Here is a 24,380-nt window from a genome sequence, read left to right on the forward strand (position 1 = left end):
TCTCAGTGCGTCGAAGAAGGTTTTATATGCTGCAACCAGCGTTTTTCAGCCTTACGGAACAGGCTAATCAGAACATAAGAGATAATTAAATAGAGCACCGCCGCAATGCCAAACGCGGTAAACGGCTGATAGGTCGCGGAGTTGATATCGCGCGCGATTTTGAGCAGGTCCGGCACCGTGGCGGTAAAGGCGAGCGCGGTGGAGTGCAGCATCAAAATCACTTCGTTGCTGTAGGCCGGTAGCGCAATGCGCAGCGCCGACGGCAGAATAATGCAGCGGTAAAGCTTCACCGAGGAGAAGCCGTACGCGCGCGCCGCCTCGATCTCACCGTGCGGCACGGAACGAATGGCCCCGGCGAAAATCTCGGTGGTATAGGCGCAGGTGTTGAGCGTTAGCGCCAGCACCGTACAGTTCAGGCCGCTGCGGAAGAACGCATTCAGCATTTCCGTGCCTTTTACGATCTCCAGCGTATACATCCCCGAATAGAACACCAGCAGCTGCACGTACAGCGGCGTGCCGCGAAACACATAGGTAAATAGCCAAATCGGGAACTGAATAAATTTATTGTTCGACACGCGGCCGATGGCGAGAAACACCGCCAGAATGCCGCCCATCACCACGGAAGAAATCAGCAGCCAGAGCGTGATCGCCACGCCGGTAAAGCGGTAGCCATCCGTCCACAGCAGGGATTTCCAGTATTCCTGAATAATCTCAATCACAGGTCAGCCCTCTTCACACCCACGGAGTAGCGACGCTCGAGCAGAAGCAGCACACCATTGGAGACGGTCGTAAAGACCAGATAGATCGCGCCGCAGACCACCGCAAAGTAGAACGGCTCCCAGGTGCTCTTGCCCGCCAGCTGAGTCGCTTTCACGACGTCTTCCAGACCGAGCAGCGAGACCAGCGCCGTCGCTTTGAGGATAACCTGCCAGTTGTTACCGATGCCCGGCAGCGCATAGCGCATCATGGCCGGGAACATAATCCGGCGAAACGTTTGTGAAGAGGTAAAACCAAATGCGGTTGCCGCTTCAATGTGTCCTCTGGGAACCGCCATGTAAGCGCCACGGAAGGTTTCCGTGAAGTAGGCACCGTAGATAAAACCGAGGGTGATAATACCGGCCACCATCGGGTCGATATCAATTTGTCCCATGCCCATCGCATCCGTCACGCTGTTCAGGGCAATCTGCAGGCCGTAAAAAATAAGCAGCATCAGCACCAGATCGGGTACGCCGCGAATGAGCGTGGTATAGCCTTCGAAAATGAGCGCCAGCGGTTTGTTAGCCGAAAGCTTCGCCCCTGCGCCCGCCAGACCTATCAGCACCGCCAGCACCACGGAGCTGATAGCCAGCTCAAGGGTGACAAGCGCGCCCTGTAAAATAACGCCAGAAAATCCGTACAGCATACCGCGAGCCCTGTCGTATCGTGAGTGGTAAACCGTGTCTTATCCCCTCCCCCAGCGGGAGGGGCCGCACGTTATTTGACGGAGCGATTAGCCGCCGTACACATTGAAATCGAAGTACTTTTTCGCCAGCTTGTCGTAGGTACCGTCAGCGCGCATTTCAGCAAACGCTTTGTTCAGCGCCTCACGCAGTTCGTTGTCTTCCTTACGCAGGCCCATACCGGTACCCACGCCAAAGAGCTTCTCGTCCTTAATGGACGGACCGCCGAACTTGTAATCTTTGCCTACCGGCTGCTTCAGGAAACCTTCGCTTGCCGCGACTTCATCCTGGAATGCCGCATCAATACGGCCTGCCGTCAGGTCTGCATAAATATTTTCCTGGCCCTGATAGGAGACGATTTCGATCCCCTTCGGCGCCCAGTGTTCGTTACCGTAGGTTTCCTGCGTGGTGCCCTGCAGCACGCCTACGCGTTTCCCCTTCAGCGACTCGAGGGTCGGTTGAATGTCAGAAGACTTAGCCACTACCAGACGTGAATCGGCCGCATAGAGCTTGTCGGTGAAGGCAATCTCCTGCTGACGTTTCTCGGTGATGGAAAGCGAGGACATAATCACGTCTATTTTTTTAGCTTTCAGGGAAGGGATCAGCGCATCCAGCGGGTTCTCTACATAAGTACACTGTGCTTTGATGCGTTTGCACAGCTCATTGGCCAGATCGATGTCAAAACCCACCAGTTCACCCTTTGAATTCTTCGATTCAAACGGCGCGTAGGTTGGATCGGTACCAATACGAATTTTCTGCGGAATGGCTGCGAAGGCCGCGGTGGCGCTGGAAAAGGCCAGTACCAGAGATAATGACAACACGAGTTTTTTCATATTTGTCCTCAACAAACTGTCTTCATACGGTTTTTTTACGACGACGGGGTGGGGTTAATGTGCCATTAATCCACGCTGTCAGGCAAAGAATAATGCCTTTCAGACGGGAATTTTTGCATTATAAATGCTTAAGTATGCACGTAGCGACCCAATATGGTGCACAAATTGCACCATATTGAATCATCCACACCCGCGACGCACCACGCTGGTGCGTTAGTCACCGTAGACGTTGAAGTCGAAGTATTTCTTCGCCAGTTTGTCGTAGGTACCGTCTTTGCGCAGCTCCGTGAATGCTTTGTCAAAGGCGGCTTTCAGCTCTTTATCGTCCTTACGCAGGCCGATGCCGGTGCCGTCACCAAAGTATTTTTTGTCTTTCACGGACGGGCCCGCAAAGGCGTAATCTTTACCGGCCGGCTGCTTCAGGAAGCCTTCGCTCGCCGCGACTTCATCCTGGAATGCGGCATCCAGACGGCCTGCCGCCAGGTCAGAGTAGATCAGATCCTGGTTCTGGTAAGCCACCACGTCGACGCCCTTCTCGCGCCAGTTGGCATTCGCGTAACCTTCCTGGGTTGAGCCCTGGAGCACGCCCACATGCTTGCCTTTCAGCGAGTCGATGGTCGGCTGGATCGGGGAACCTTTCGCGGCAATCAGACGCGAATCCGCAGCGTAGAGCTTGTCAGAGAAGGCAATCTCCTGCTGGCGTTTTTCGGTGATGGAGAGAGAAGAGATAATGGCGTCGATTTTCTTTGCCTTCAGCGACGGGATTAACGCGTCGAAGTCGCTGCCCACCCATGTGCATTTCACTTCCATACGTTTGCACATTTCATTTCCCAGATCGATATCAAACCCCACGAAATCGCCTTTCGCATCCTTGGAAGAGAATGGCGCGTAGGTTGCGTCTGTACCGATACGAACCGTCTGTGGAAGCGCTGCGTAGCTACCTGCCGCCGCACTTAACCCCACCAGCAAAGACAGAGCCAGAACCGTCTTCTTCATACATTTACCCTCAAGTACCGTGATTTTATTATGTATTGTGTTGTGTGTTGTGTTGCAGGCTTCTCTTGCAGGTCTTATGCCACATTGCCGTCTGGTCAAAAGTTCGACGTTAAATATGTTAATAAAACGTTGCGATATTGCCTTAATGGTGAAAGATAGCAGGTCTGCCGAACGAACCGGAAAGAGAAAAAGGGAAAAAGCGAATTAAATGTCGAGGATATGATCGCCGTTGCATAATTGCCCTGAAACAGGGCAACGTCTCTTTTCATGCACAGCATGTGTGCACAGAATCAGGCTCCCTGCCAGCGAGTGAAGAGGTCTTCGGGCAGGTCGATGTCAAACTGATCCAGCACGCGATTGACGGTCTGATTAATCACATCGTCCAGCGACTGCGGTCGGTGATAGAACGCCGGCACCGGCGGCATGATCACTGCGCCCAGCTCGGCGGCCTGGGTCATGAGGCGCAGATGGCCCAGGTGCAGCGGCGTTTCCCGCACGCAGAGCACCAGCGGGCGGCGCTCCTTCAGCACCACGTCCGCCGCGCGCGTTACCAGCGTGTCGGTATAGCTGTTCACAATCCCGGAGAGCGTTTTGATTGAACAGGGCAGGATCACCATACCGGCGGTTTTAAACGAGCCTGAGGAGATGCTGGCGGCGATATCGCGGGCATCGTGAACCACGTCCGCCATCGCCTGGACATCGCGCAGGGAGAGATCCGTTTCAAGGGAGAGGGTTTGCCGCGCCGCCTGGCTCATCACCAGATGCGTTTCCACTTCTGCCACGTTACGCAAAACCTGTAGCAGGCGTACGCCGTAAATCGCGCCGCTGGCACCGCTGATGCCTATTATGAGTCGTTTCATGATTTCGCCCTTGCTGAATTCTGGGCTGACTGTGCAGGATTTTGCGGGGAGTTGCAAGTGAGGGCGAGCGCCCTCACCTGCGGAGAGATTAACCTTCGTTGTGCATCTCTAAGCTTTCGAGATCGTTTTGCAGCTGAACGGCTTTCGCATCGTCGTTGCGCAGCGAATCAAGGTAGTCGAGGTACTGCTGGTCAACGTCTTTCGTCACGTAGACGCCATTGAACACGGAGCATTCGAACTGCTGAATCTCCGGATTCTCGGCGCGCACCGCGTCGATGAGATCGTTCAGATCCTGGAAAATCAGGCCGTCGGCCCCGATGATCTGGCGAATCTCATCCACTTCACGGCCGTGAGCAATCAGCTCGTTGGCGGTTGGCATATCAATGCCGTACACGTTCGGGAAGCGAATCTCCGGCGCGGCAGACGCCAGGTAGACTTTCTTCGCACCCGCTTCGCGCGCCATCTCGATAATCTGCTCAGAGGTGGTGCCGCGAACGATGGAGTCATCCACCAGCAGAACGTTTTTGTCGCGGAATTCCGCGCGGTTGGCGTTCAGCTTGCGGCGCACGGACTTACGGCGCAAGTGCTGGCCCGGCATGATAAACGTGCGGCCAACGTAGCGGTTCTTCACGAAGCCCTGACGGTACGGCTTGTCCAGAATGCGGGCGATCTCCAGGGCGATATCGCAGGAGGTTTCCGGGATAGGAATAACTACGTCAATGTCGAGATCGTCCCACTCGCGGGCAATCTTCTCGCCGAGCTTCGTGCCCATATTGACGCGCGCGCTGTAGACGGAAATCTTGTCGATGAACGAATCCGGACGGGCAAAATAGACGTATTCAAACAGGCACGGGTTGCTGACCGGGTTGTCGGCACACTGACGGGTGAACAGCTGGCCCTTCTCGGTGATATACACCGCTTCGCCCGGCGCAACGTCGCGCAGGAATTCGAAGCCCAGGGTATCCAACGCCACGCTCTCAGAGGCAACCATATATTCGGTACGGCCATCGCCGAGGTCGCGCTTGCCCAGCACCAGCGGACGAATGCCGTTTGGATCGCGGAAGGCGACCATGCCGTGACCGATGATCATCGCCACGCAGGCATACGCACCGCGGATCTGGCGGTTGGTCGCGGCAATGGCAGCGAAGATATTGTCTGCTTCCAGCGGGTAGTGACGGAAGTTATCCAGCTCACTGGCGAACACATTGAGCAGGATTTCTGAATCAGAGGTGGTGTTAATGTGGCGACGTTTCTCTTCGAACAGCTTCTTACGCAGCTCATGAGCGTTGGTCAGGTTGCCGTTATGGGCAAGCGTGATGCCATACGGTGAGTTGACGTAGAAAGGCTGTGCCTCAGAGGCGCTGGAACTGCCAGCAGTAGGATAACGAACGTGACCGATCCCCATATTACCTTGCAGACGCTGCATGTGGCGGGCTTCAAACACATCGTTTACCAGGCCATTGGCCTTACGTAAACGGAAGCAGTTGTTTGCATCAATGGTGATGATACCCGCAGCATCCTGCCCACGGTGCTGAAGCACCGTTAACGCGTCATAAATCGACTGGTTTACCGGCATGAAACCGGCGATACCGACAATACCGCACATTCGTCTTTTCCTCGTTAAGCCACATCTCAGGGTTTATGCCCTGGGCAAAAAACTCGACGAGCTTTGCAGATAGTCAAAGAACCATCTGATGATGAAGCTGAACTCTGGAATGAGCTGCGATTTTTGCCAGTCTTCGCTTTTGGAGAACCCGGTGAAGGTATCCAGGAAGAACAGGATCGCGGCCACAATCAGCACGCCTCGTAATGCCCCGAAACAGATCCCGAGTACCCTGTCCGTTCCTGACAGACCGGTTTTCTCGACCAGCTGACCTATCACGTAATTCACGATAGCGCCGACAATCAGCGTCGCGATAAACAGCACCGCGATGGCGATTCCATTTCGGACCAGTTCATCTTCAAAGCCCGTGAACCAGACAGACAGGTAAGTGTAGTAATGACTGGCAACAAAGAAAGCACAACCCCAGGTTACCAGCGATAACGCTTCACGAACAAAGCCACGGATCAGGCTAACCAGACAGGAAAAACCAATCACCGCAATGATGGCGTAATCAATCCAGACCATATGTGTCCCACGATTAAACGCCCTGTCATCCAGTTCGGGGCGAATTCTAACAGAAAAAGAAAACGTTTGCGTAGGGATTTCCTTCCCGCGCGTAAATAAAAAAGGCGCTGAAAAAATGTTCAACGCCGTGGCTTATCGCCTCTCTCTAAAGGAGCAGGTCGTACTTAGTTCGCGCTGTAGCTCATCACCACACCACTCAGCCCGGAGATCTGCTTCAGCTCGCCCAACGACCCTTTCAGCTTGTCTTTCGACGCCTCCGGCCCCACGAGGATACGGGTAATTTTACCCTGTACCGGCGTGGAAGGTGAAGTGTAAACGCGATAGCCCGCGCTGCGCAGTTTACCCACAACCTCGTTGACTTTATCGGCGTTTTTCAGCGCCCCCAGCTGCACAACGTAGGCTTTGCCGGTCGGCGCTGCGTCTTGCTTCGCAGGTGGTGGAGTTTCAGACGCTGCAGCAAGCTGCTCTGCTGCTTTATCTCGCTGTTGCTGAGGCTTCGGCTGCGGTTTCTCTACCGGCTTCGGTTTTTCAGCAGGCTTAGGCTTCTCTACCGGTACCGGATCGATCTCGATGTTGTTATTCGCCGCCAGACGCGACGGGTCGAGTGACGGTGCAGCGGCATCGCCCGCGCGAACTTCTTCCGCCGCCCCTTCAGGCGGCTGAGCAGGCAGCGCCTGAGTCGCCGCAGGCAGCATATCCGGCTCATCGCGGTCGCCCGGCTTCGGCACCAGCGGAATGGCTGCAAACTCGTCCTGATAATGTTTTTTCTGCCCGTCGAGCAGCCCGGGAAGAATAATCACCCCGAGCGCGACCAGCACAATGGTTCCTGTTAAACGGTTCTGAAACTTACTCGCCACCGGTTCTCCCCGCGTCCATCACTTCCATGACATGTGCCACCGTGTGGAAAGAGCCACACACCAGCACGGTATCTTCTGGTTTAGCATCCGCCATCGCAGCATGCCAGGCCTGCGCCACGCTACTGTAGATTGCACCTTTGCCGAGACGTTCCATCAACTGCTCAGCAGTCGCACCGCGCGGCCCCTCCAGAGGAGCACAATACCAGCTATCGACCACACTCTCCATGCAGGCCAGCGTGCCGCCGATATCTTTATCATGAAGCATACCGATAACCGCCAGCACGCGCCCGGTTTTTGGTAACGATTTGAGACGTCCTGCGAGATACGCCGCCGCATGCGGGTTGTGCGCCACATCCAGAATCAGACGCGGTGACTCGCTGACTATCTGGAAACGACCCGGCAGCAGCGCATTCTGAATGCCGTCACGGATCGCCTGCTCACTTACAGCTAATCCGCTGGCGCGCAGTGCCGCCAGCGCGGTTGCCGCGTTCGGCTGCGGTACCTGCGGCAGCGGCAGATTCTCCAGCACGCCCTGCGCATCGCTGAAGCGCCAGCCGTTGCCCTGCACCTCATACTGCCAGTCAACGCCTCGGCGCAACAGATGTGCGCCCTTCTCTTTCGCCACGTCGGCAATGGTATGCGGCATGTCCGGCTCGCCCACCACGGCGGGCTTATTCGCCCGGAAAATACCGGCCTTTTCGCGGCCAATGCTTTCACGGTCCGGGCCCAGCCAGTCGGTATGATCCAGCGCGATGCTGGTGACTACCGCCACGTCCGCATCCACCATATTGGTGGCATCCAGACGCCCGCCCAGCCCCACTTCCAGGATCACCACGTCCAGCTGCGCCTGTTTGAACAGCCACAGCGCCGACAGGGTGCCGTATTCAAAATAGGTTAATGAGGTTTCCCCGCGCGCCGCTTCGATAGCCGCGAACGACGCCGTATGGGCAGATTCCGCCAGCTCGGTGTTCTGCACCCGCACGCGCTCGGTATAGCGCACCAGATGCGGTGAGCTGTAAACGCCAACCTTGTATCCCGCCGCCATCAGGACTGACTCCAGCGTGCGGCAGGTCGTCCCTTTACCGTTAGTACCTGCAACGGTGAACACGAACGGAGCCGGTTTCAGCACGTCGAGACGCGCGGCAACCTGGCTTACGCGCTCAAGGCCCATATCGATGGTTTTACTGTGCAGGTTTTCCAGATAAGAAAGCCACGCGGCCAGGGGCGACGTGGCTTGGGGAATGCTTTTATTTTCCATAATGCCCGGTTGTCATTAACAGGTTATAAAGCAAAAGGGCAGCGCCATCTGGCCCTGCCCTTTTCAGTTATCAGGCCTCGGGTTCCTGATCCGGTACCACCACGCCTTCGCGCGGCTCATCCGGGTTAGGCGCTGGCAGATTCATCAGCTTCGCCAGAATGCTGGCCAGTTTCAGGCGCATTTCCGGACGGCGGACGATCATATCGATAGCGCCTTTCTCAATGAGGAACTCACTGCGCTGGAAGCCCGGCGGCAGTTTTTCACGAACGGTCTGCTCGATGACGCGAGGACCGGCAAAGCCGATCAGCGCTTTTGGCTCAGCGATGTTCAGGTCACCCAGCATCGCGAAGCTTGCGGAGACGCCACCCATGGTTGGGTCGGTCAGTACCGAGATGTACGGCAGACCGCGCTCCTGCATTTTCGCCAGCGCCGCAGAGGTTTTCGCCATCTGCATCAGGGACATCAGCGCTTCCTGCATACGCGCACCACCGGAGGCGGAGAAGCAGATCAGCGGACAGTTGTCTTCCAGCGCCTGCTCTACGGCACGCACGAAACGCGCGCCGACCACGGAGCCCATTGAGCCGCCCATAAAGGAGAACTCAAACGCAGCGGCAACCACCGGCATCTCGTGCAGGGTGCCTTTCATGACGATCAGCGCGTCTTTCTCGCCGGTCTCTTTCTGTGCAGAGGCCAGACGATCTTTGTATTTTTTGGAATCGCGGAACTTCAGCACGTCTTTTGGCTCAAGCTCGCTGCCCAGTTCTACCAGAGAACCTTCGTCCAGCAGGCTATGCAGGCGGTTGCGCGCCGACATACGCATGTGGTGGTCACACTTCGGACACACCTCAAGATTGCGTTCCAGCTCTGCACGATACAGAACCTGGCCGCAGCTATCACACTTCGTCCATACCCCTTCAGGAATGCTCGCTTTGCGCGTCGGGGTAATGTTGCTTTTAATTCGTTCAATCCAGCTCATTGATAACCTTTCTGCCTGAACCTGGTCGTATGCCAGTTTTGCTATAAGAGGCGAATAATGCCATTTTTGCCTCCAACAGACCATGAATGTTGCACATTAAAACATAACAGCCCGAAACTTTGGATAAAAAAGTGGTCGAACCGCCAGCGTGCATTTACTTCGCTTGCTTTGCTGCCGCGCGTTTGTGACGAATAATTTCAATCACGCCAGGCAGTACGGAAAGCACAATAATCGCTACAATCAGTAACTTAAGGTTTTCCTGAACCACCGGCAAGTCGCCAAACAGGTAGCCTGCATAGGTAAAGAGCAACACCCAAAGCAGTGCGCCCACCACGTTATACATTGCAAAATGACGATAGGACATATGGCCCATTCCCGCCACAAACGGCGCAAATGTGCGCACAATAGGCACAAAACGCGCAAGGATAATGGTCTTTCCACCATGACGTTCATAGAAGGCATGGGTCTTGTCTAAATAGCTGCGGCGGAAAATTTTCGAGTCCGGATTACTGAACAACCGCTCACCGAACACCCGGCCAATCGTATAGTTGACCGCATCCCCGACAATCGCGGCAATCACCATCAACACCACCATCAGATGCACGTTCAAATCATTGGTGGGCAGCGCCGACAACGCACCGGCCACAAACAGCAGCGAGTCTCCCGGCAGGAACGGGGTAACGACCAGACCGGTTTCACAGAACAGAATCAGGAACAGAATGGCGTAAACCCAGACGCCGTACTGTGCGACCAGCTCCGCCAGGTGAACATCAATATGCAGAATGAAATCAATCAGAAAACGTATTACGTCCATATTGTCTAAGCCTTAATTGCACCTTTGTTTAGTCCGCTAAAAACAGCGGGCCCATTGGCGGTTTTGGCAGGTCAAACCGATCCGGATAGTCTACCGAGACCAGATAAAGCCCTTCCGCTTTCGCCGTTGCTGCCGCAAGCGTTCTGTCCTTCGCTGCCAGCAGTTCTGCAATCCAGCTCTCCGGCTGGTGTCCGGCGCCCACTTCCATCAGGCTGCCCACAATATTCCGCACCATATGATGTACAAAGGCATTGGCTTTGATATCCACCACCACATACGCGCCAAAACGACTGACGTTAATGTGCATGACGTTACGCCACGGCGTACGGGACTGACACTGCACCGCACGAAACGACGTAAAGTCATTTTCACCAATCAGACACTGCGCCGCGCGATGCATGCGTTCTGCATCGAGCGGTTCATAAAAATGCGTCACGCCCTGGCTTAACACCGCCGGACGCAGACGCTGGTTGTAGATGACATAGCGATAGCGACGCGCCGTTGCGCTGAAGCGCGCGTGAAAATCATCCGGCACAGATTTCACCCAACGCACCGCGATGTCACCAGGTAAATTCGCATTTACACCCAGCGTCCAGGCGGCATCCTTACGCACGGCGGTGGTTTCAAAGTGAACCACCTGCCCCGTGCCATGAACACCCGCGTCAGTACGTCCTGCGCACAGGACGTTAATCGGCTCGTTTGCCACCTGTGAGAGCGCTTTCTCCAGCTTCTCCTGGACGCTGCGCACCTCATTCTGACGCTGCCAGCCATAATATTTACTGCCATCGTACTCAATACCGAGGGCAATTTTATGAACCGGCTTTTGATCCACTTCGGACATCAGTACAGATACTCCTGCACCAGCTTCTCGGCGATCTTGACCGCCATCAGCGCGCCGCCAAAGCGAACGTTATCGGCTACGGACCAGAACTGGACCTGTTCCGGCATACCGTAGTCGTTACGCACGCAGCCAACGGAAAGATGCGCGCTGCCGGTGGCGTCACCCACCTGGGTCGGGAACTCGCTCTCTTCAGAAAGGACGATATCTTCACCGCGGCCAAACGCGTCGCGCGCCTCCTCTGCCGCCAGCGGGCGCAGGGCTTCAAAACCGACCATCTGCGCGTGGCCGTAGAAGACCGGAGACTGTACGACGCTGGCGGAAATCATCAGCCCCTCGTCCTGCAGAATCTTGCGCGCTTCGTCGACGAGACGACGCTCTTCGCGCACGGAGCCTTCACGATCCGGCAGCAGCGGCAGCATGTTGAACGCCAGCTGGCGGCCAAAGAAATCATCTTCGTCGATCGGGATGCCGTTCAGCAGCTTCGCACTCTGCCCGGCCAGCGCGTCAACGGCCTTTTTACCGTTCGCCGACGCGGACAGCAGGCTGGTGACGGTAATGCGCGACAGGCCGCCGTCGTCAATCAGCGGCTTCAGTGCGGTCAGCAGCTGGCTGGTCAGGCTGTTCGGTACCGCGATAACGTTGCGGTTACGGTAGTCAGCCAGCACAAACGGATTGACGTCCGGGACCACCAGCGGCACGTCCGGCTCCAGGGAGAACAGACCGCTCAGGTCGATCACCAGGCAGCCCGAATTGGTCGCCTCTTCAATGTAAGACGCCGTGGCTTCAGCACCTGCGGCAAAAAACGCCAGCTGCGCCTGGGTCCAGTCAAACGTGGCCGCATCCTGAACCATCACGGATTTACCGCCAAAACGCAGATGTTCGCCAGCGCTGTCGGTGCGCGCCAGCGCATAGATATCTCCCACCGGGAACTGACGCTCGGCAAGAGTTTCGAGCAGGGCTTCGCCCACGGCACCCGTGGCACCTAAAATGGCAATGTTCCAGCCTTCAGACATGGTGGTTTACTCCAGAAATAAAAAAGCGTCCCTGTCGGCGTATCCGACAGGGAGCATTAAGAAGACATTAATGCGCCGGGTGATGAACGGCGTTAAAACCCAGTTTCTTGAGCAACGTCGCAGCCGCTGCGTCGTCGCACATCACATACAGGGAAGACCACTCGCGGCGCTCAACGTAGTTCTTGCGCAGCTTATCAAATTCACCCGGGATCCCCGCCACCTTACGCAGCAGCGCATCGTCGCGGCGCACATCATACACCAAATGCACCAGCCTTTTCAGCGTTGCCTGATCGAGCGGGCCATGCAGGGTAATGCGGCCAAATTCAGGCGCGGGGAGTAAAGTATCAAGCGCCACCTGCTGCGGATGGCCGATAAAGGCGCTGTAGGCTTCAAATACCTGCGTCGTGCCGCGCGCTTTGCCTTCAAGCGTATAGCCCGCGATATGCGCGGTGGCAACGTCAACCTTGTTCAGCAACTCAACGTTGAGATCCGGCTCCGGCTCCCAGACGTCCAGCACCACGCTGAGATCGTGTCCTTCATTCAGACATTTCAGCAGCGCGGCATTATCCACCACCGGGCCACGACAGGCATTTATCAGAATAGTGCCAGCCTTCAGACGGCGAATCAGCGCCTCGTCCGCCAGATGCAGGGACTTATACGGCCCCTCTTTAAACAGCGGCGTGTGGAACGTCAGCACATCGCACTGTTCAACCAGCTCATCCAGCGCGCGGAAATCCTCGTCGTCACCGTTGTCTTTACGCGGCGGATCGCACAGCAGCGTGCGGATACCTAACGCTTCAAGGCGCTTTTGCAGACGCCCGCCGACGTTACCCACGCCGACAATCCCCACGGTGCGGTCTTTCAGCGCAAAACCATCGCGCTCGGCCAGCATCAGCAGCGAGGAGAAAACGTATTCCACGACGGCAATGGCGTTACAGCCCGGCGCGGCGGAAAAACCGATTCCGGCCTGCTTCAGCCACTGATCATCCACATGATCGGTCCCTGCCGTTGCGGTTCCGACAAACTTAATCGCTTTACCGGCAAGCAACGCCTCATTTACTTTGGTCACCGAGCGCACCATCAGCGCGTCTGCGTCATCCAGTTCGTTAACCGGGATCGGGCGACCAGGGACAGCCTTAACGTCGCCGAGGCGGCTAAACAGCTCGCGGGCGTAAGGCATATTTTCATCAACGAGGATTTTCACGTCTGAGTACCTGTTTGAGAGGAAGAAAACCTGCCAAGTGTGCCATAATCTGGCCGCCAGGCATATACGTATGCCGGGTTTACGCTGAGTTTTGACTTTAAGGATTTTTGACGATGCAGCCCATTTCAGGTACGCCGCCACGCCCTCCGGGTGAAGGCCCTGTCACGCCAAACGTTGCCGGTGAACAGCCACTATCCACGCAACAGCGCACCGTGCTGGAGCGACTGATCACGCGCCTGATAGCGCTGACTTCGCAGCAAAACGCGGAAGTCTGGGCCGGGGTAAAGCATGATTTAGGCGTGAGGAACGACGCACCGCTGCAGTCGCGCCATTTCCCTGCCGCCGAGCAAAATCTCAACCAGCGTATTACGACCGCGCAGCAGAACCACACCACGCGTCAGATTGTCACGCAGTTGACTGAGCTGCTGGGCCAGGGAAATAACCGTCAGGCTGTCAGTGACTTTATCCGTCAGCAGTATGGCCAGACCGCCCTGAGCCAGCTGACGCCAGACCAGCTTAAAACCGTGCTGACGCTGTTGCAGAACAATCAGTTGTCTATTCCGCAGCCTCAGGTGCGCCCCTCAACCGAGCGCCCGCTGCAGCCTGCCGAGCACAACACGCTGAACCAGATGGTGACCAAACTGGCCGCCGCCACCGGCGAGTCGACGAAGCTTATCTGGCAATCCATGCTGGAACTGTCCGGCGTGAAGGCGGGCGAGCTGATTCCGGCCAAACAGTTTACCCATCTGGTGACCTGGCTCCAGGCGCGCCAGACGCTCAGCACCCAGAGCGCCCCTACCCTGCATACCGTTCAGGCGGCGCTTAAACAGCCGCTGGAACCGCACGAGTTCGAGGTGATTCGGGATTACGCCCAGCAGAACTGGCAGGCCACGCCGCAAACGGTACTGACCACCGCACAGGTGCAGGATGTGCTGAATCAGATCTTTGTTCGCCGCGCCGAGCGGGAAGGCGGCGTGCCGGAGGTAAGAAACGTTCAGCCGATCTACAGCCCGCTGTTTGCGCCCGTTGTGGAGACCTTCAGAACGCTCTCTGCCCGCCCGGGATTAATGTTGATTGCATTATTGATTGCGCTGGCGATTTTCTGGCTGGTTGCCTGAGGATTTGCCCGGTGGCGCTACGCTTACCGGGCCTACAACGGCTCGAACCGTAGGCCGGGTAAGGCGCAGCCGCCACCCGGCGACAACAGTTAATTTCTGCGAAACGCCACCAGCGTCACCACGATCCCCACCACCGCAGAAACCGCGCCGGCCAGGAAGACGGACGGGTAGCCAAACGAGGTGGCTAACAGACCCGCCAGCGGCCCGGTTACGCCGTATGAGATATCCTGAAACGCCGCATAGCCGCCCAGCGCCGTACCGCGGACCTGCGGCGCCACGCGCTTCACCACCTCAACGCCCAGCGCCGGGAAGATCAGCGAGCAGCCGCAGCCGGTTAACGCCGCACCAAGCAGCGCAACGGAGGCGACCGGCGCCTGCCAGAGCAACACCAGCCCAACGGTTTCAATCACCAGCGACGCCACCGCCACCTTCACGCCGCCAAAGCGATCCGGCATCCAGCCGAACAGGACACGCATCACGACAAACGCGCCGCCAAAGGCCGTCAGCGTAAAGCCCGCCATTGCCCAGCCGCGGCTCATGAAATAGAGGGAGACGAAGGTACCAATCACCGCGAAGCCTACTCCCTGAAGCGCCAGCCCCAGCCCTGGCTGCCAGATTTGCCCCACCACACTCCACAGCGAAGGACGTTCGCCTTTATGGGCGGGCACCTTGCGTACCGAACCGTTAAAAGCCCACGCCAGCAGCGGTAATACCATGGTGGTTGCTGCCAGTACCGCAAAACCAAACTGGCTGTGGATCAGCAAACCCAGCGGCGCGCCTGCAGCCAGTGCGCCATAAATCGCCATCCCGTTCCATGACATCACTTTGCCGGAGCGCGCAGGCCCCACCAGCCCCATCCCCCAGGTCAGGGTGCCGGTCAGCAGCTGGCTTTCACCGAAGCCAAGGATTAAACGGCCCACCACCAGCAGCGCAAATTTATACGCGGCGTCGACTGGCAGGAGAGCGGCCAGCAGCCACGCGCCCCCCGCCAGACCGCAGGCAAACATGCCCTGCAGCGCCGACCGTTTTGCACCGTGCTGATCGGCCAGCCGTCCTGCGTAGCCGCGGGTTAATACCGTGGCTAAAAACTGAATGCCCACAGCAATGCCGACCATGGTGTTGCCATAGCCGAGTTCGTGATGAACGAACAACGGGATCACCGGCAGCGGCAGGCCAACGGTCATGTAGGTCAGGAATACCGCAAAGGCGATGCGGAAAAGAGAAAGGTTCCCGGAAGGAGTGCCCTTCTCGGGGGTAACAGCCTTCATGCATAACTCCGTGTTCAGGCATAAAAAAAGGGAGCCTTTCGGCTCCCTTCTATTATACATTCAAACGCTTATGCTTTCAGCTTGCGCATAACCAGTGTGGCGTTGGTGCCGCCGAAGCCGAAGCTGTTGGACATCACGGTGGTCAGCGTCGCTTCCGTTGGTTTGGTCACGATGTTCAGGCCAGCCGCCTGCTCGTCCATCTCGTCGATGTTGATGCTTGGGGCGATAAAGCCGTTTTCCAGCATCAGCAGAGAGTAGATCGCTTCCTGCACGCCCGCCGCACCCAGAGAGTGACCGGTCATGGCTTTGGTGGCAGAGATAGCCGGGCTGTTGTCGCCGAACACTTCGCGGATCGCACCCAGCTCTTTCACGTCACCTACCGGAGTAGAGGTACCGTGGGAGTTCAGGTAGTCGATTGGGGTATCAACACCGTGCATCGCCATCTTCATGCAGCGCACCGCGCCTTCGCCGGACGGAGCAACCATGTCGGCGCCGTCGGACGTTGCGCCGTAGCCCACGATCTCAGCGTAGATGTGCGCGCCGCGCGCCAGCGCGTGCTCCAGCTCTTCAACCACAACCATACCGCCGCCGCCCGCGATGACGAAACCGTCACGGTGCGCATCGTAGGTACGGGAGGCTTTGTCTGGGGTTTCGTTGTACTTGGTGGACAGTGCGCCCATCGCGTCGAACTCACAGGCCATTTCCCAGCCCAGCTCTTCGCCGCCGCCAGCAAATACGATGTCCTGTTTGCCCAGCTGGATCTGCTCAACCGCGTTGCCGATACAGTGTGCGGAAGTCGCACACGCGGAGCTGATGGAGTAGTTCACACCGTGAATTTTGAACGGGGTCGCCAGGCACGCGGAAACCGCAGAACCCATAGCTTTCGTGACCACGTACGGACCTACCGCTTTCAGACCACGCGGGCTGCGCATGGCGTCAGCACCGAATACCTGCGCTTTAGAGGAACCGCCGGAACCGGCAATCAGGCCCACGCGCGGGTTGTTCTGATAAACCTCTTCGCTCAGGCCGGAATCTTTGATCGCTTCCTGCATGGAGAGATAAGCATAAATAGAGGCATCGTTCATGAAACGAACCACTTTGCGGTCAATCAAACCGGTGGTGTCCAGTTTGACGTTACCCCATACGTGGCTACGCATACCTGAATCTTTAAACTCTTCAGAGAAAGTGATCCCGGAGCGTCCTTCACGCAGAGATGCCAGGACTTCCTGCTGGTTATTACCGATGCTGGAAACAATGCCCAGGCCAGTAATCACTGCACGTTTCATTCAATACCTCTGTAAGTCGCACTATAAAAAGTTTCGAGTCGCACAATAGCGTACACTTGTACGCCGAACAAGTCCGATCAGACATTTTCTGCGGAAATTTGCACCGATGGACTCACATCGTTAAGATCGTGCCACTGCCTGTCAGACGAGTAACTTACGTGAAACAAAACGCTATACAACCCGCCAACCTCGAATTCAACGCTGAGGGTACACCTGTTTCCCGAGATTTTGATGACGTCTACTTTTCTAATGATAACGGACTCGAAGAAACCCGCTATGTTTTCCTCGAGGGAAACCAGCTCAGCGCCCGCTTCCCTGCGCACCCGCGCAGTCTGTTCGTTGTTGCGGAAAGCGGATTCGGCACCGGGCTCAATTTTTTAACCCTCTGGCAGGCGTTTGACCAGTTTCACGCTGCGCACCCTGAGGCTACGCTACAAAGATTACATTTCATCAGTTTTGAAAAATTTCCGCTTACCGCGCACGATCTGCGGCTCGCCCACCAGCGCTGGCCGGAGCTTGCAGCCTGGGCGGAGCAGCTTCAGGCGCAGTGGCCGCCGCATATCGGCGGCTGCCACCGTCTGATTCTGGACGGCGGACGGGTGACGCTGGATTTATGGCTGGGCGACATTAACGACCTGACCGATACGCTCGACGACGCGATGAACCAGACGGTGGACGCGTGGTTCCTTGACGGCTTTGCGCCCGCCAAGAACCCGGACATGTGGAGCCAGCATCTGTTTAGCGCGATGGCCCGGCTGGCGCGTCCCGGCGCAACGCTCGCCACCTTTACCTCGGCCGGCTTTGTTCGCCGCGGCCTGCAGGACGCGGGCTTTACCATGCAGAAGACCAAAGGCTTTGGCCGCAAGCGCGACATGCTGGTCGGCACGATGGAACGGACGCTGGACATTCCCGCTCGGGCTCCCTGGTTTGCGCGCAGCGCCAGCGCATCGCGCGAAGTGGCGATCGTTGGCGGAGGGATCGCCAGCGCCCTGCTCTCTCTCGCGCTGCTGCACCGGGGCTGGCAGGTGACACTCTACTGCGCTGACGAGGCACCAGCCAACGGCGCGTCCGGCAACCGCCAGGGCGCGCTTTACCCGCTTTTAAGCTCGCACGATCCGGCCCTGTTCCAGTTTTTCCCGGCAGCGTTTACCTTCGCTCGCCGCCTGTATGATTCCATTCCGGTGGCATTCGACCATGACTGGTGCGGCGTGACGCAGCTCGGATGGGATGAAAAGAGCCAGCAAAAAATCGCCCAGATGCTGTCGCTGGGTCTGCCGGAGGAGATTGCCCGCGCGGTCAGTGCGCAAGAGGTGGCAGACACCGCGGGTGTGGAAACCGACTGTGGCGGCATTCAATATCCGCTCGGCGGCTGGCTGTGCCCGGCTGAACTGACCGCGGCGGCGATTAGCCTGGCGCAGTCACGCGGGCTGAGGGTGCATTATGCTCATAAGGTTGAATCGCTTAGCCGGTCAGAACGGTGGACTCTGCATTTTGCTGATGGCAAAGCGGCACACCATGCCAGCGTTGTGCTGGCAAACGGACATAACATCAGCCAGTTTATCCAGACCGAGACGTTGCCGGTTTATCCGGTCGGCGGCCAGGTAAGCCATATCCCGACCGCGCCCGAAATGAGCAAGCTGCGCCAGGTGCTGTGCTATGACGGCTATCTGACGCCACAAAATCCGTCTAACGGACATCACTGCATCGGCGCCAGCTACCATCGTGGCGAAGCGGATATGCGCTACAGCGAAGCGGATCAGCAGCAAAACCGCCAGCGCCTGATTGACTGCTTCCCGGACGCGGCGTGGGCGAAAGAGGTTGACGTGAGCGAGGGCGAAGCGCGCTGCGGCGTGCGCTGCGCGACCCGCGATCACCTGCCGATGGCGGGAAACGTGCCGGACTATGAAGCCACGCTTGAACTCTATCAGGATCTGGCAGAAAACAAGGAAACGGCGGTAAGTGCCCCGGTTTATCCGGAACTGTTCATGCTGGGCGGATTAGGATCGCGAGGATTGTGCTCCGCGCCGCTGCTGGCTGAAACGTTAGCCGCGCAAATGAGTAATGAGCCTGTTCCGCTGGACAGAACCACGCTTGCGGGGCTGAACCCGAATCGACTGTGGGTACGGAAACTGCTGAAGGGGAAAATGGTTAAGTAGGGTGCGGTCTGGTGCCCTCACCCCGGCCCTCTCCCACTGGGAGAGGGAGATGACGCACTTACTTAGCGTTTAGCCTGCTGGAATAAATTGTCCCACATCCCCAGCACCAGAGACTGGTCGCGCGGAGAGAGCTCCCCGGCCAGAATGGCTTTTTCCAGGCTGCGCGTGACTTCAGCGTGAACGGCGTCGGCAGAGTGATCGTCACCTGCTTCCAGCTCGGCTACCGCCAGCGTCAGGTGACCACGCAGATAACCGCTGGCGAACAGCTCATCATCACTGGCGTGTTCCACCATGTCATCAATTAACGCCAGAATGCGTGATTCAAATTCTGCGATCATCTTCTTTCCTCTGTTAAAGATCTTCCGGCCAAGGGAAGCATTCCGCCGTGATCTCCGGCGTGTGGTAATAATTCTGTAAAGCCTCGATCAGGCGCGCCGGACGTTCCGGGATGCCTTTCTCAAAATACTCCATCACCTGCGCATGCACGCGGCGCTGGAAGGCGATACGGTCTGGCTCAAAGTCACCTTCAAGGTTGTCACAGCTCACGTTGAACGGGAAACCCGCCGCCACGCAGAACAGCCATTCCAGCGCCTGCGGCTTCACTTCCACGTCTTCAAACTGGCCCTGGGTGGCGGCGTCACGCCCGTCCGGACAGTACCAGTAACCGAAGTCCACCAGCTCGCGACGCGCTTTCCCCGCGATGCACCAGTGCGAAATTTCGTGCAAACCGCTGGCGTAAAAGCCGTGGGCAAAGACGATGCGGTTGTACGGAACCTCTGCATCAGCAGGAAGATAGATCGGTTCGTCGTCGCCTTTAATCAGACGGGTATTAAAATCATCAGCAAAACAGCTATCGAAGATCTCAATCAACTGTTCGTATTTATGCGTACTGTTCATTAGTTCATCCCCAACCAGGTGAGGATCTCCTGTCCATGGCTGTCATAAAGAAGTTTGGCGCTCATCACCGCCGAGACGACAACAATCATCGGGCGGATCAGCTTTTGCCCTTTGCTTAATACCAGACGCGAGCCTGCGCGCGCGCCCAAAAACTGCCCTGCCATCATCACAAACCCGGTTGCCCAGATAACCTTGCCGCCAATGATAAACAGCAGCAGGCCGCCGACGTTCGAGGTCGCATTCAGCACCTTGGCGTGGGCGGTGGATTTGGCGAGGTTAAAGCCGGCCAGCGTCACGAACGCCAGCGCGTAAAACGAGCCTGCCCCCGGGCCAAAGAAGCCGTCGTAAAAGCCGACGCAGCCACCGGCAATCAGCGCAAACGGCAGGCCGTGCAGCCGCCGCGCCCGGTCTTCCTCACCGAGCTTAGGCATCAGCAGGAAATAGAGACCGATGCAGATAACCAGAATCGGCAGGATCTGGCGCAAAATATCCGACTGCACGTACTGCACCAGCAGCGCGCCCGACGTTGAGCCGATAAAGGTCATCAGGATATTGAGCTTTTGATCGGCGAGATTCACCACCTTGCGGCGGATAAAATAGAGCGACGCCGAAAGCGAGCCGCCGCAGGCCTGCAGCTTATTGGTGGCAAGCGCCTGCGCCGGGCTCATGCCCGCCGCCAGCAGCGCGGGCACGGTTAACAGCCCGCCGCCGCCCGCGAGCGCATCGATAAAACCGGCCAGCATGGCCACAAAGAACAGCACCACCAGCAGCAGCGGTGACACCATAAACAGATCGACGAAATTATCCATTAAAGTACATGCTCATCCAGTAGCGCCTGGCAGGAAGGCGGCAACGGAGGCGGTGTCTTCTTCTCAGGCTTAGAGGTTCCAGGTTTTGCCGGTTCAAACCAGCTTTGCAGTTCGTAACCACAGCCATCGCCTGGCGGCGGTAGCGGCTGATCTTCACATTCCAGGCTGTTCGCCGGGCAGCGCAGACGAACGTGCATATGCGCCCGGTGCTGGAACCACGGGCGCACTTTGCGCAGCCAGTCGCGATCGGTTCCGGCATCCAGGCAGAGCTGCTGCTTGATCGCCGGGTTCACAAAGATCCGCGTGACGTCGTTATCTTCTGCCGCCAGCTTGATCATACTGGAAACCTCCCGCGTCCACAGCGAGGGCACCACGCTTTTGCCGTCGCGCGACACCAGATCCAGCGCCTGCGGCTTCAGCAGCTGCGCAGACGTCCAGCGCGTTTTCGGCAGCTGCAGGAAGATGTCGACATCCAGTCCGGTCTGGTGGCTGGCGTGCCCGCCGTTAAAGCGGCCACCGGCAGGCATCCCCATATCGCCAATCAGCATCGTCCCCAGCCCCAGGTTATGCACCTGGTTCCCCAGTCGCTGAATGAACAGCACCAGATCAGGGTGACCGAAGTAACGACGCTGGTCGGTACGCATCACCTGATAGGTATCTGATTGCAGCGGCAGCTCCTGCGCGCCCACGATACAGCCGTTAGAGAAGGCGCCGATGGACTGCGCGCTTCCCGCCACCGGGTGGGTGATTTTTTGCCACGGCGTGGCGGCCAGACTGGCTCCACTGGCCAGCAGCGCCAGCAGAGCAATTGCGGTTTTTTTCATGTTTACCAGCGTGGAATGGTGGTCGTCACGTCCGCGTTCTGCGCGCGCTGGCGCAGGAAGTGATCCATCAGCACGATCGCCAGCATCGCTTCCGCGATCGGCACCGCGCGGATCCCCACGCACGGATCGTGACGACCTTTGGTGATCATCTCAACTTCTTCGCCTGAGCGGTTAATCGTGTGGCCCGGCACGGTGATGCTTGAGGTCGGCTTCAGCGCGATGTTGGCAATAATCTGCTGTCCACTGCTGATACCGCCGAGAATGCCGCCCGCATGGTTGCTCTGGAAGCCCGCTTTCGTGATTTCGTCGCGGTTCTGGCTGCCGCGAAGCGCCACCACGTCGAAGCCGTCGCCAATCTCGACGCCCTTCACCGCGTTGATGCTCATCAGCGCGTGGGCGATATCGGCGTCGAGACGGTCAAATACCGGCTCGCCCCAGCCAGCCGGGACGCCATCTGCCACCACGGTGACTTTCGCGCCAATGGAGTCGCCCTCTTTTTTCAGGCCGCGCATCAGTTCGTCCAGCGCGTCAAGCTTATCCGCATCGGCGCAGAAGAACGGGTTTTGCTCGACCTGATCCCAGTCCTTGATCGCCAGCGGAATGTCGCCCATCTGGGTCAGACAGCCGCGAATGACGATGCCAAATTTCTGCTGCAAATACTTTTTAGCAATCGCGCCAGCGGCCACGCGCATCGCGGTCTCACGCGCGGAAGAGCGTCCGCCGCCGCGATAGTCGCGAAAGCCGTACTTTTGCTCGTAGGTGTAGTCGGCATGGCCCGGGCGGAACACGTCCTTGATAGCACCGTAGTCCTGAGAGCGCTGATCGGTGTTTTCAATCAGCAGACCAATGCTGGTGCCGGTGGTGCGGCCTTCAAAAACGCCGGAGAGAATTTTGACCTGGTCCGGCTCGCGACGCTGCGTGGTGTAGCGAGAGGTGCCCGGACGACGGCGGTCAAGGTCGTGCTGTAAATCTGCTTCGGTCAGTTCGATGCCTGGCGGTACGCCATCAACGATACAGCCCAGCGCCAGCCCGTGCGACTCGCCAAAGGTGGTCACGCGGAATAACTGTCCAATACTGTTTCCTGCCATCACGGCTCCGATGTTGTTGTTTGTGTTTGAGCATTGTGAAACGGGCCGAAGCCCGCTGGATTAATCTTTATAGATGCTGAAGTGTTCGCGCGCGTCGAGCAGCTGCGCTTTGGTCAGCATAAAGACGCCGTCACCGCCGTTGTCGAACTCAAGCCAGGTGAACGGCACATCCGGGTACTGCTCTATCAGATGTACCATGCTGTTGCCCACTTCACAAATCAGAACGCCGTCATCGGTCAGGTAATCCGGCGCGCAGGCCAGAATGCGGCGGGTCAGCTTCAGGCCGTCAGAGCCTGACGCCAGGCCCAGCTCCGGCTCGTGACGATATTCGTTCGGCAGATCGGACATGTCTTCTGCATCCACGTACGGCGGGTTAGTGACGATCAGATCGTATTGCAGCGTCGGCAGGTCGCGGAACAGATCAGAGCGGATTGGCGTGACGTGATGGATCAGGCCGTGCTCTTCGATGTTGTGTTCGGTCACGGCCAGCGCGTCGGTGGAGATATCGACGGCGTCCACTTCCGCTTCAGGGAAAGCGTAGGCACAGGCAATAGCGATGCAGCCGCTGCCGGTGCACATATCGAGAATGTGCTGCGGCTGATGGTTAATCAGGCCTTCAAAGTGGTTGTTGATCAGCTCACCAATCGGCGAGCGCGGTACCAGCACGCGTTCATCGACGTAAAACTCGTGGCCGCAGAACCAGGCTTTGTTGGTCAGGTAAGCCACCGGAATGCGCTCGTTTACGCGACGGATCACGCGCTCAACGATGCGATGTTTTTCGCTGGAGGTCAGGCGCGCGGTGCGCATGTCTTCCGGAATGTCCAGCGGCAGGTAAAGAGACGGCAGCACCAGCTGAACGGCCTCGTCCCACGGGTTATCGGTACCGTGACCGTACCAGATATTGGCGGCGCTGAAGCGGCTAACCGACCAGCGCAACATGTCCTGTATGGTATGCAGCTCGTTTACTGCTTCATCGACAAATATTTTATCCACTCTTTCCTCCAGGGCATGCTCGCATAATTTTCGGCGGCTAGTTTGCCATGAAGACGGCGATAAATCAGCAATGACGCGTACCGCTTGAGGTTAAAAAATGCGTTTAGTCGGGTACACTATCGGAAATACGAGATGAGAATGACGAATGAAAAAGAAAACATCGCTCAGCGAGGAGGATCAGGCTCTCTTCCGCCAGCTGATGACCGGGACGCGTAAAATCGCGCAGGACACGATTGTCCACCGTCCGCAGCGTAAAAAAATCAGCGAAGTTCCGGTCAAACGGCTGCTCCAGGAGCAGGCGGATAACAGCCACTATTTTTCAGATGAATTTCAGCCGCTGCTCAATACGCAAGGGGCTGTGAAGTACGTGCGCGAAGACGTCAGCCATTTTGAGCTGAAAAAGTTACGACGCGGAGATTATTCGCCGGAGCTGTTTCTCGATCTGCACGGCTTAACGCAGATGCAGGCGAAACAGGAGCTGGGGGCGTTGATTGCCGCCTGTCGCCGCGAACACGTTTTTTGCGCCTGCGTGATGCACGGCCACGGTAAACACATTCTGAAGCAACAGACGCCGCTGTGGCTGGCTCAGCACCCGCACGTGATGGCGTTTCATCAGGCACCGAAAGAGTACGGCGGCGATGCCGCATTGCTGGTGTTGATTGAAGTTGAGGAGTGGCAGCCGCCAGAGTTGCCCTGACAGAAGGGCGGGAAACACGTAGTAC

The 24,380-nt window shown here is 57.5% G+C and carries 25 protein-coding genes; 3 read left to right on the forward strand and 22 right to left on the reverse strand.

The window, feature by feature from the left end; genetic code table 11:
* Window positions 1–2: 2 nt before the first annotated feature.
* From IM299_RS07910 to pdxB, 14 genes are all read right to left on the reverse strand, one after another.
* Window positions 3–719: an ABC transporter permease gene (locus tag IM299_RS07910; RefSeq protein WP_028013953.1), complete on the reverse strand. Its 717-nt coding sequence runs from the start codon at window positions 717–719 to the stop codon at window positions 3–5.
* Entirely contained in the window at window positions 716–1,402 is a 687-nt protein-coding gene (locus IM299_RS07915) for a histidine ABC transporter permease HisQ (protein ID WP_028013954.1), read from the reverse strand. The genes IM299_RS07910 and IM299_RS07915 overlap by 4 nt, the downstream gene beginning before the upstream one ends.
* A gap of 87 nt (window positions 1,403–1,489) precedes the next feature.
* Window positions 1,490–2,272, reverse strand: a complete 783-nt coding sequence (gene hisJ / locus IM299_RS07920; protein ID WP_047367997.1) for a histidine ABC transporter substrate-binding protein HisJ — start codon at window positions 2,270–2,272, stop codon at window positions 1,490–1,492.
* A 213-nt stretch (window positions 2,273–2,485) separates the two neighbouring features.
* A complete protein-coding gene (gene argT, locus IM299_RS07925) occupies window positions 2,486–3,268 on the reverse strand; it encodes a lysine/arginine/ornithine ABC transporter substrate-binding protein ArgT (RefSeq protein ID WP_028013956.1) in 783 nt (260 codons plus the stop codon).
* A gap of 290 nt (window positions 3,269–3,558) precedes the next feature.
* Complete coding sequence (locus IM299_RS07930; protein WP_028013957.1) at window positions 3,559–4,128, reverse strand: UbiX family flavin prenyltransferase; 570 nt, start codon at window positions 4,126–4,128, stop codon at window positions 3,559–3,561.
* Between the two features lie 88 nt (window positions 4,129–4,216).
* Entirely contained in the window at window positions 4,217–5,734 is a 1,518-nt protein-coding gene (purF, locus tag IM299_RS07935) for an amidophosphoribosyltransferase (RefSeq protein ID WP_014884664.1), read from the reverse strand.
* 33 nt (window positions 5,735–5,767) lie between these two features.
* Window positions 5,768–6,256 (reverse strand): colicin V production protein, encoded by a 489-nt coding sequence (gene cvpA, locus IM299_RS07940; protein WP_000262116.1) that lies wholly within the window; start codon window positions 6,254–6,256, stop codon window positions 5,768–5,770.
* Window positions 6,257–6,420: 164 nt separating this feature from the next.
* A complete protein-coding gene (gene dedD / locus IM299_RS07945; protein ID WP_045631481.1) occupies window positions 6,421–7,113 on the reverse strand; it encodes a cell division protein DedD in 693 nt (230 codons plus the stop codon).
* A complete protein-coding gene (gene folC, locus IM299_RS07950; protein WP_193357281.1) occupies window positions 7,103–8,371 on the reverse strand; it encodes a bifunctional tetrahydrofolate synthase/dihydrofolate synthase in 1,269 nt (422 codons plus the stop codon). The genes dedD and folC overlap by 11 nt, the downstream gene beginning before the upstream one ends.
* Window positions 8,372–8,441: 70 nt before the next feature.
* Window positions 8,442–9,347, reverse strand: coding sequence for an acetyl-CoA carboxylase, carboxyltransferase subunit beta (gene accD / locus IM299_RS07955; RefSeq protein WP_003861408.1), 906 nt, complete (start codon window positions 9,345–9,347; stop codon window positions 8,442–8,444).
* A 154-nt stretch (window positions 9,348–9,501) separates the two neighbouring features.
* A complete protein-coding gene (locus IM299_RS07960; protein ID WP_008502599.1) occupies window positions 9,502–10,161 on the reverse strand; it encodes a DedA family protein in 660 nt (219 codons plus the stop codon).
* A gap of 28 nt (window positions 10,162–10,189) precedes the next feature.
* Complete coding sequence (truA, locus tag IM299_RS07965; RefSeq protein ID WP_041908896.1) at window positions 10,190–11,002, reverse strand: tRNA pseudouridine(38-40) synthase TruA; 813 nt, start codon at window positions 11,000–11,002, stop codon at window positions 10,190–10,192.
* A complete protein-coding gene (locus IM299_RS07970) occupies window positions 11,002–12,015 on the reverse strand; it encodes an aspartate-semialdehyde dehydrogenase (protein ID WP_041908894.1) in 1,014 nt (337 codons plus the stop codon). The genes truA and IM299_RS07970 overlap by 1 nt, the downstream gene beginning before the upstream one ends.
* 67 nt (window positions 12,016–12,082) lie before the next feature.
* The gene (gene pdxB / locus IM299_RS07975; protein ID WP_045631484.1) at window positions 12,083–13,219 is read right to left on the reverse strand and encodes a 4-phosphoerythronate dehydrogenase PdxB; all 1,137 of its coding nucleotides are present in this window, start codon (window positions 13,217–13,219) and stop codon (window positions 12,083–12,085) included.
* A 113-nt stretch (window positions 13,220–13,332) separates the two neighbouring features.
* On the opposite strand from pdxB, the gene flk reads away from it, so the two are divergent.
* Complete coding sequence (gene flk, locus IM299_RS07980) at window positions 13,333–14,337, forward strand: flagella biosynthesis regulator Flk (protein WP_028013964.1); 1,005 nt, start codon at window positions 13,333–13,335, stop codon at window positions 14,335–14,337.
* Window positions 14,338–14,426: 89 nt separating this feature from the next.
* On the opposite strand, the gene IM299_RS07985 is transcribed toward flk, so the two are convergent.
* Both IM299_RS07985 and fabB read right to left on the reverse strand, forming a co-directional pair.
* A complete protein-coding gene (locus tag IM299_RS07985; RefSeq protein WP_153656567.1) occupies window positions 14,427–15,605 on the reverse strand; it encodes an MFS transporter in 1,179 nt (392 codons plus the stop codon).
* A gap of 68 nt (window positions 15,606–15,673) precedes the next feature.
* Entirely contained in the window at window positions 15,674–16,891 is a 1,218-nt protein-coding gene (fabB, locus tag IM299_RS07990; RefSeq protein WP_023336433.1) for a beta-ketoacyl-ACP synthase I, read from the reverse strand.
* A gap of 158 nt (window positions 16,892–17,049) precedes the next feature.
* Between fabB and mnmC the strand changes: the two genes are divergently transcribed.
* Entirely contained in the window at window positions 17,050–19,047 is a 1,998-nt protein-coding gene (gene mnmC, locus IM299_RS07995) for a bifunctional tRNA (5-methylaminomethyl-2-thiouridine)(34)-methyltransferase MnmD/FAD-dependent 5-carboxymethylaminomethyl-2-thiouridine(34) oxidoreductase MnmC (protein WP_193357282.1), read from the forward strand.
* Window positions 19,048–19,109: 62 nt separating this feature from the next.
* Here mnmC and IM299_RS08000 read toward each other — a convergent pair whose 3' ends face one another.
* The 6 genes from IM299_RS08000 to prmB are packed head-to-tail and all read right to left on the reverse strand — an operon-like array spanning window position 19,110 to window position 23,658.
* The gene (locus tag IM299_RS08000) at window positions 19,110–19,385 is read right to left on the reverse strand and encodes a YfcL family protein (RefSeq protein WP_028013966.1); all 276 of its coding nucleotides are present in this window, start codon (window positions 19,383–19,385) and stop codon (window positions 19,110–19,112) included.
* A 13-nt stretch (window positions 19,386–19,398) separates the two neighbouring features.
* A complete protein-coding gene (locus tag IM299_RS08005) occupies window positions 19,399–19,944 on the reverse strand; it encodes an elongation factor P hydroxylase (RefSeq protein WP_045631487.1) in 546 nt (181 codons plus the stop codon).
* Window positions 19,944–20,753, reverse strand: coding sequence for a sulfite exporter TauE/SafE family protein (locus IM299_RS08010; RefSeq protein WP_193357283.1), 810 nt, complete (start codon window positions 20,751–20,753; stop codon window positions 19,944–19,946). Before IM299_RS08010 ends, IM299_RS08005 begins: the two co-directional genes overlap by 1 nt.
* Window positions 20,753–21,577: a penicillin-insensitive murein endopeptidase gene (gene mepA, locus IM299_RS08015; protein ID WP_060571938.1), complete on the reverse strand. Its 825-nt coding sequence runs from the start codon at window positions 21,575–21,577 to the stop codon at window positions 20,753–20,755. Before mepA ends, IM299_RS08010 begins: the two co-directional genes overlap by 1 nt.
* 2 nt (window positions 21,578–21,579) lie before the next feature.
* Entirely contained in the window at window positions 21,580–22,665 is a 1,086-nt protein-coding gene (aroC, locus tag IM299_RS08020; RefSeq protein WP_028013970.1) for a chorismate synthase, read from the reverse strand.
* A 60-nt stretch (window positions 22,666–22,725) separates the two neighbouring features.
* Window positions 22,726–23,658, reverse strand: a complete 933-nt coding sequence (prmB, locus tag IM299_RS08025) for a 50S ribosomal protein L3 N(5)-glutamine methyltransferase (protein WP_023312578.1) — start codon at window positions 23,656–23,658, stop codon at window positions 22,726–22,728.
* A gap of 145 nt (window positions 23,659–23,803) precedes the next feature.
* Here prmB and smrB point away from each other — a divergent pair, with 145 nt between their 5' ends.
* The gene (gene smrB / locus IM299_RS08030) at window positions 23,804–24,355 is read left to right on the forward strand and encodes an endonuclease SmrB (protein ID WP_008502613.1); all 552 of its coding nucleotides are present in this window, start codon (window positions 23,804–23,806) and stop codon (window positions 24,353–24,355) included.
* Window positions 24,356–24,380 lie beyond the last annotated feature (25 nt).

The organism is Enterobacter cloacae complex sp. P47BA (genome assembly GCF_014930485.1).
GTDB classification, from domain to species: Bacteria; Pseudomonadota; Gammaproteobacteria; order Enterobacterales; family Enterobacteriaceae; genus Enterobacter; species Enterobacter bugandensis.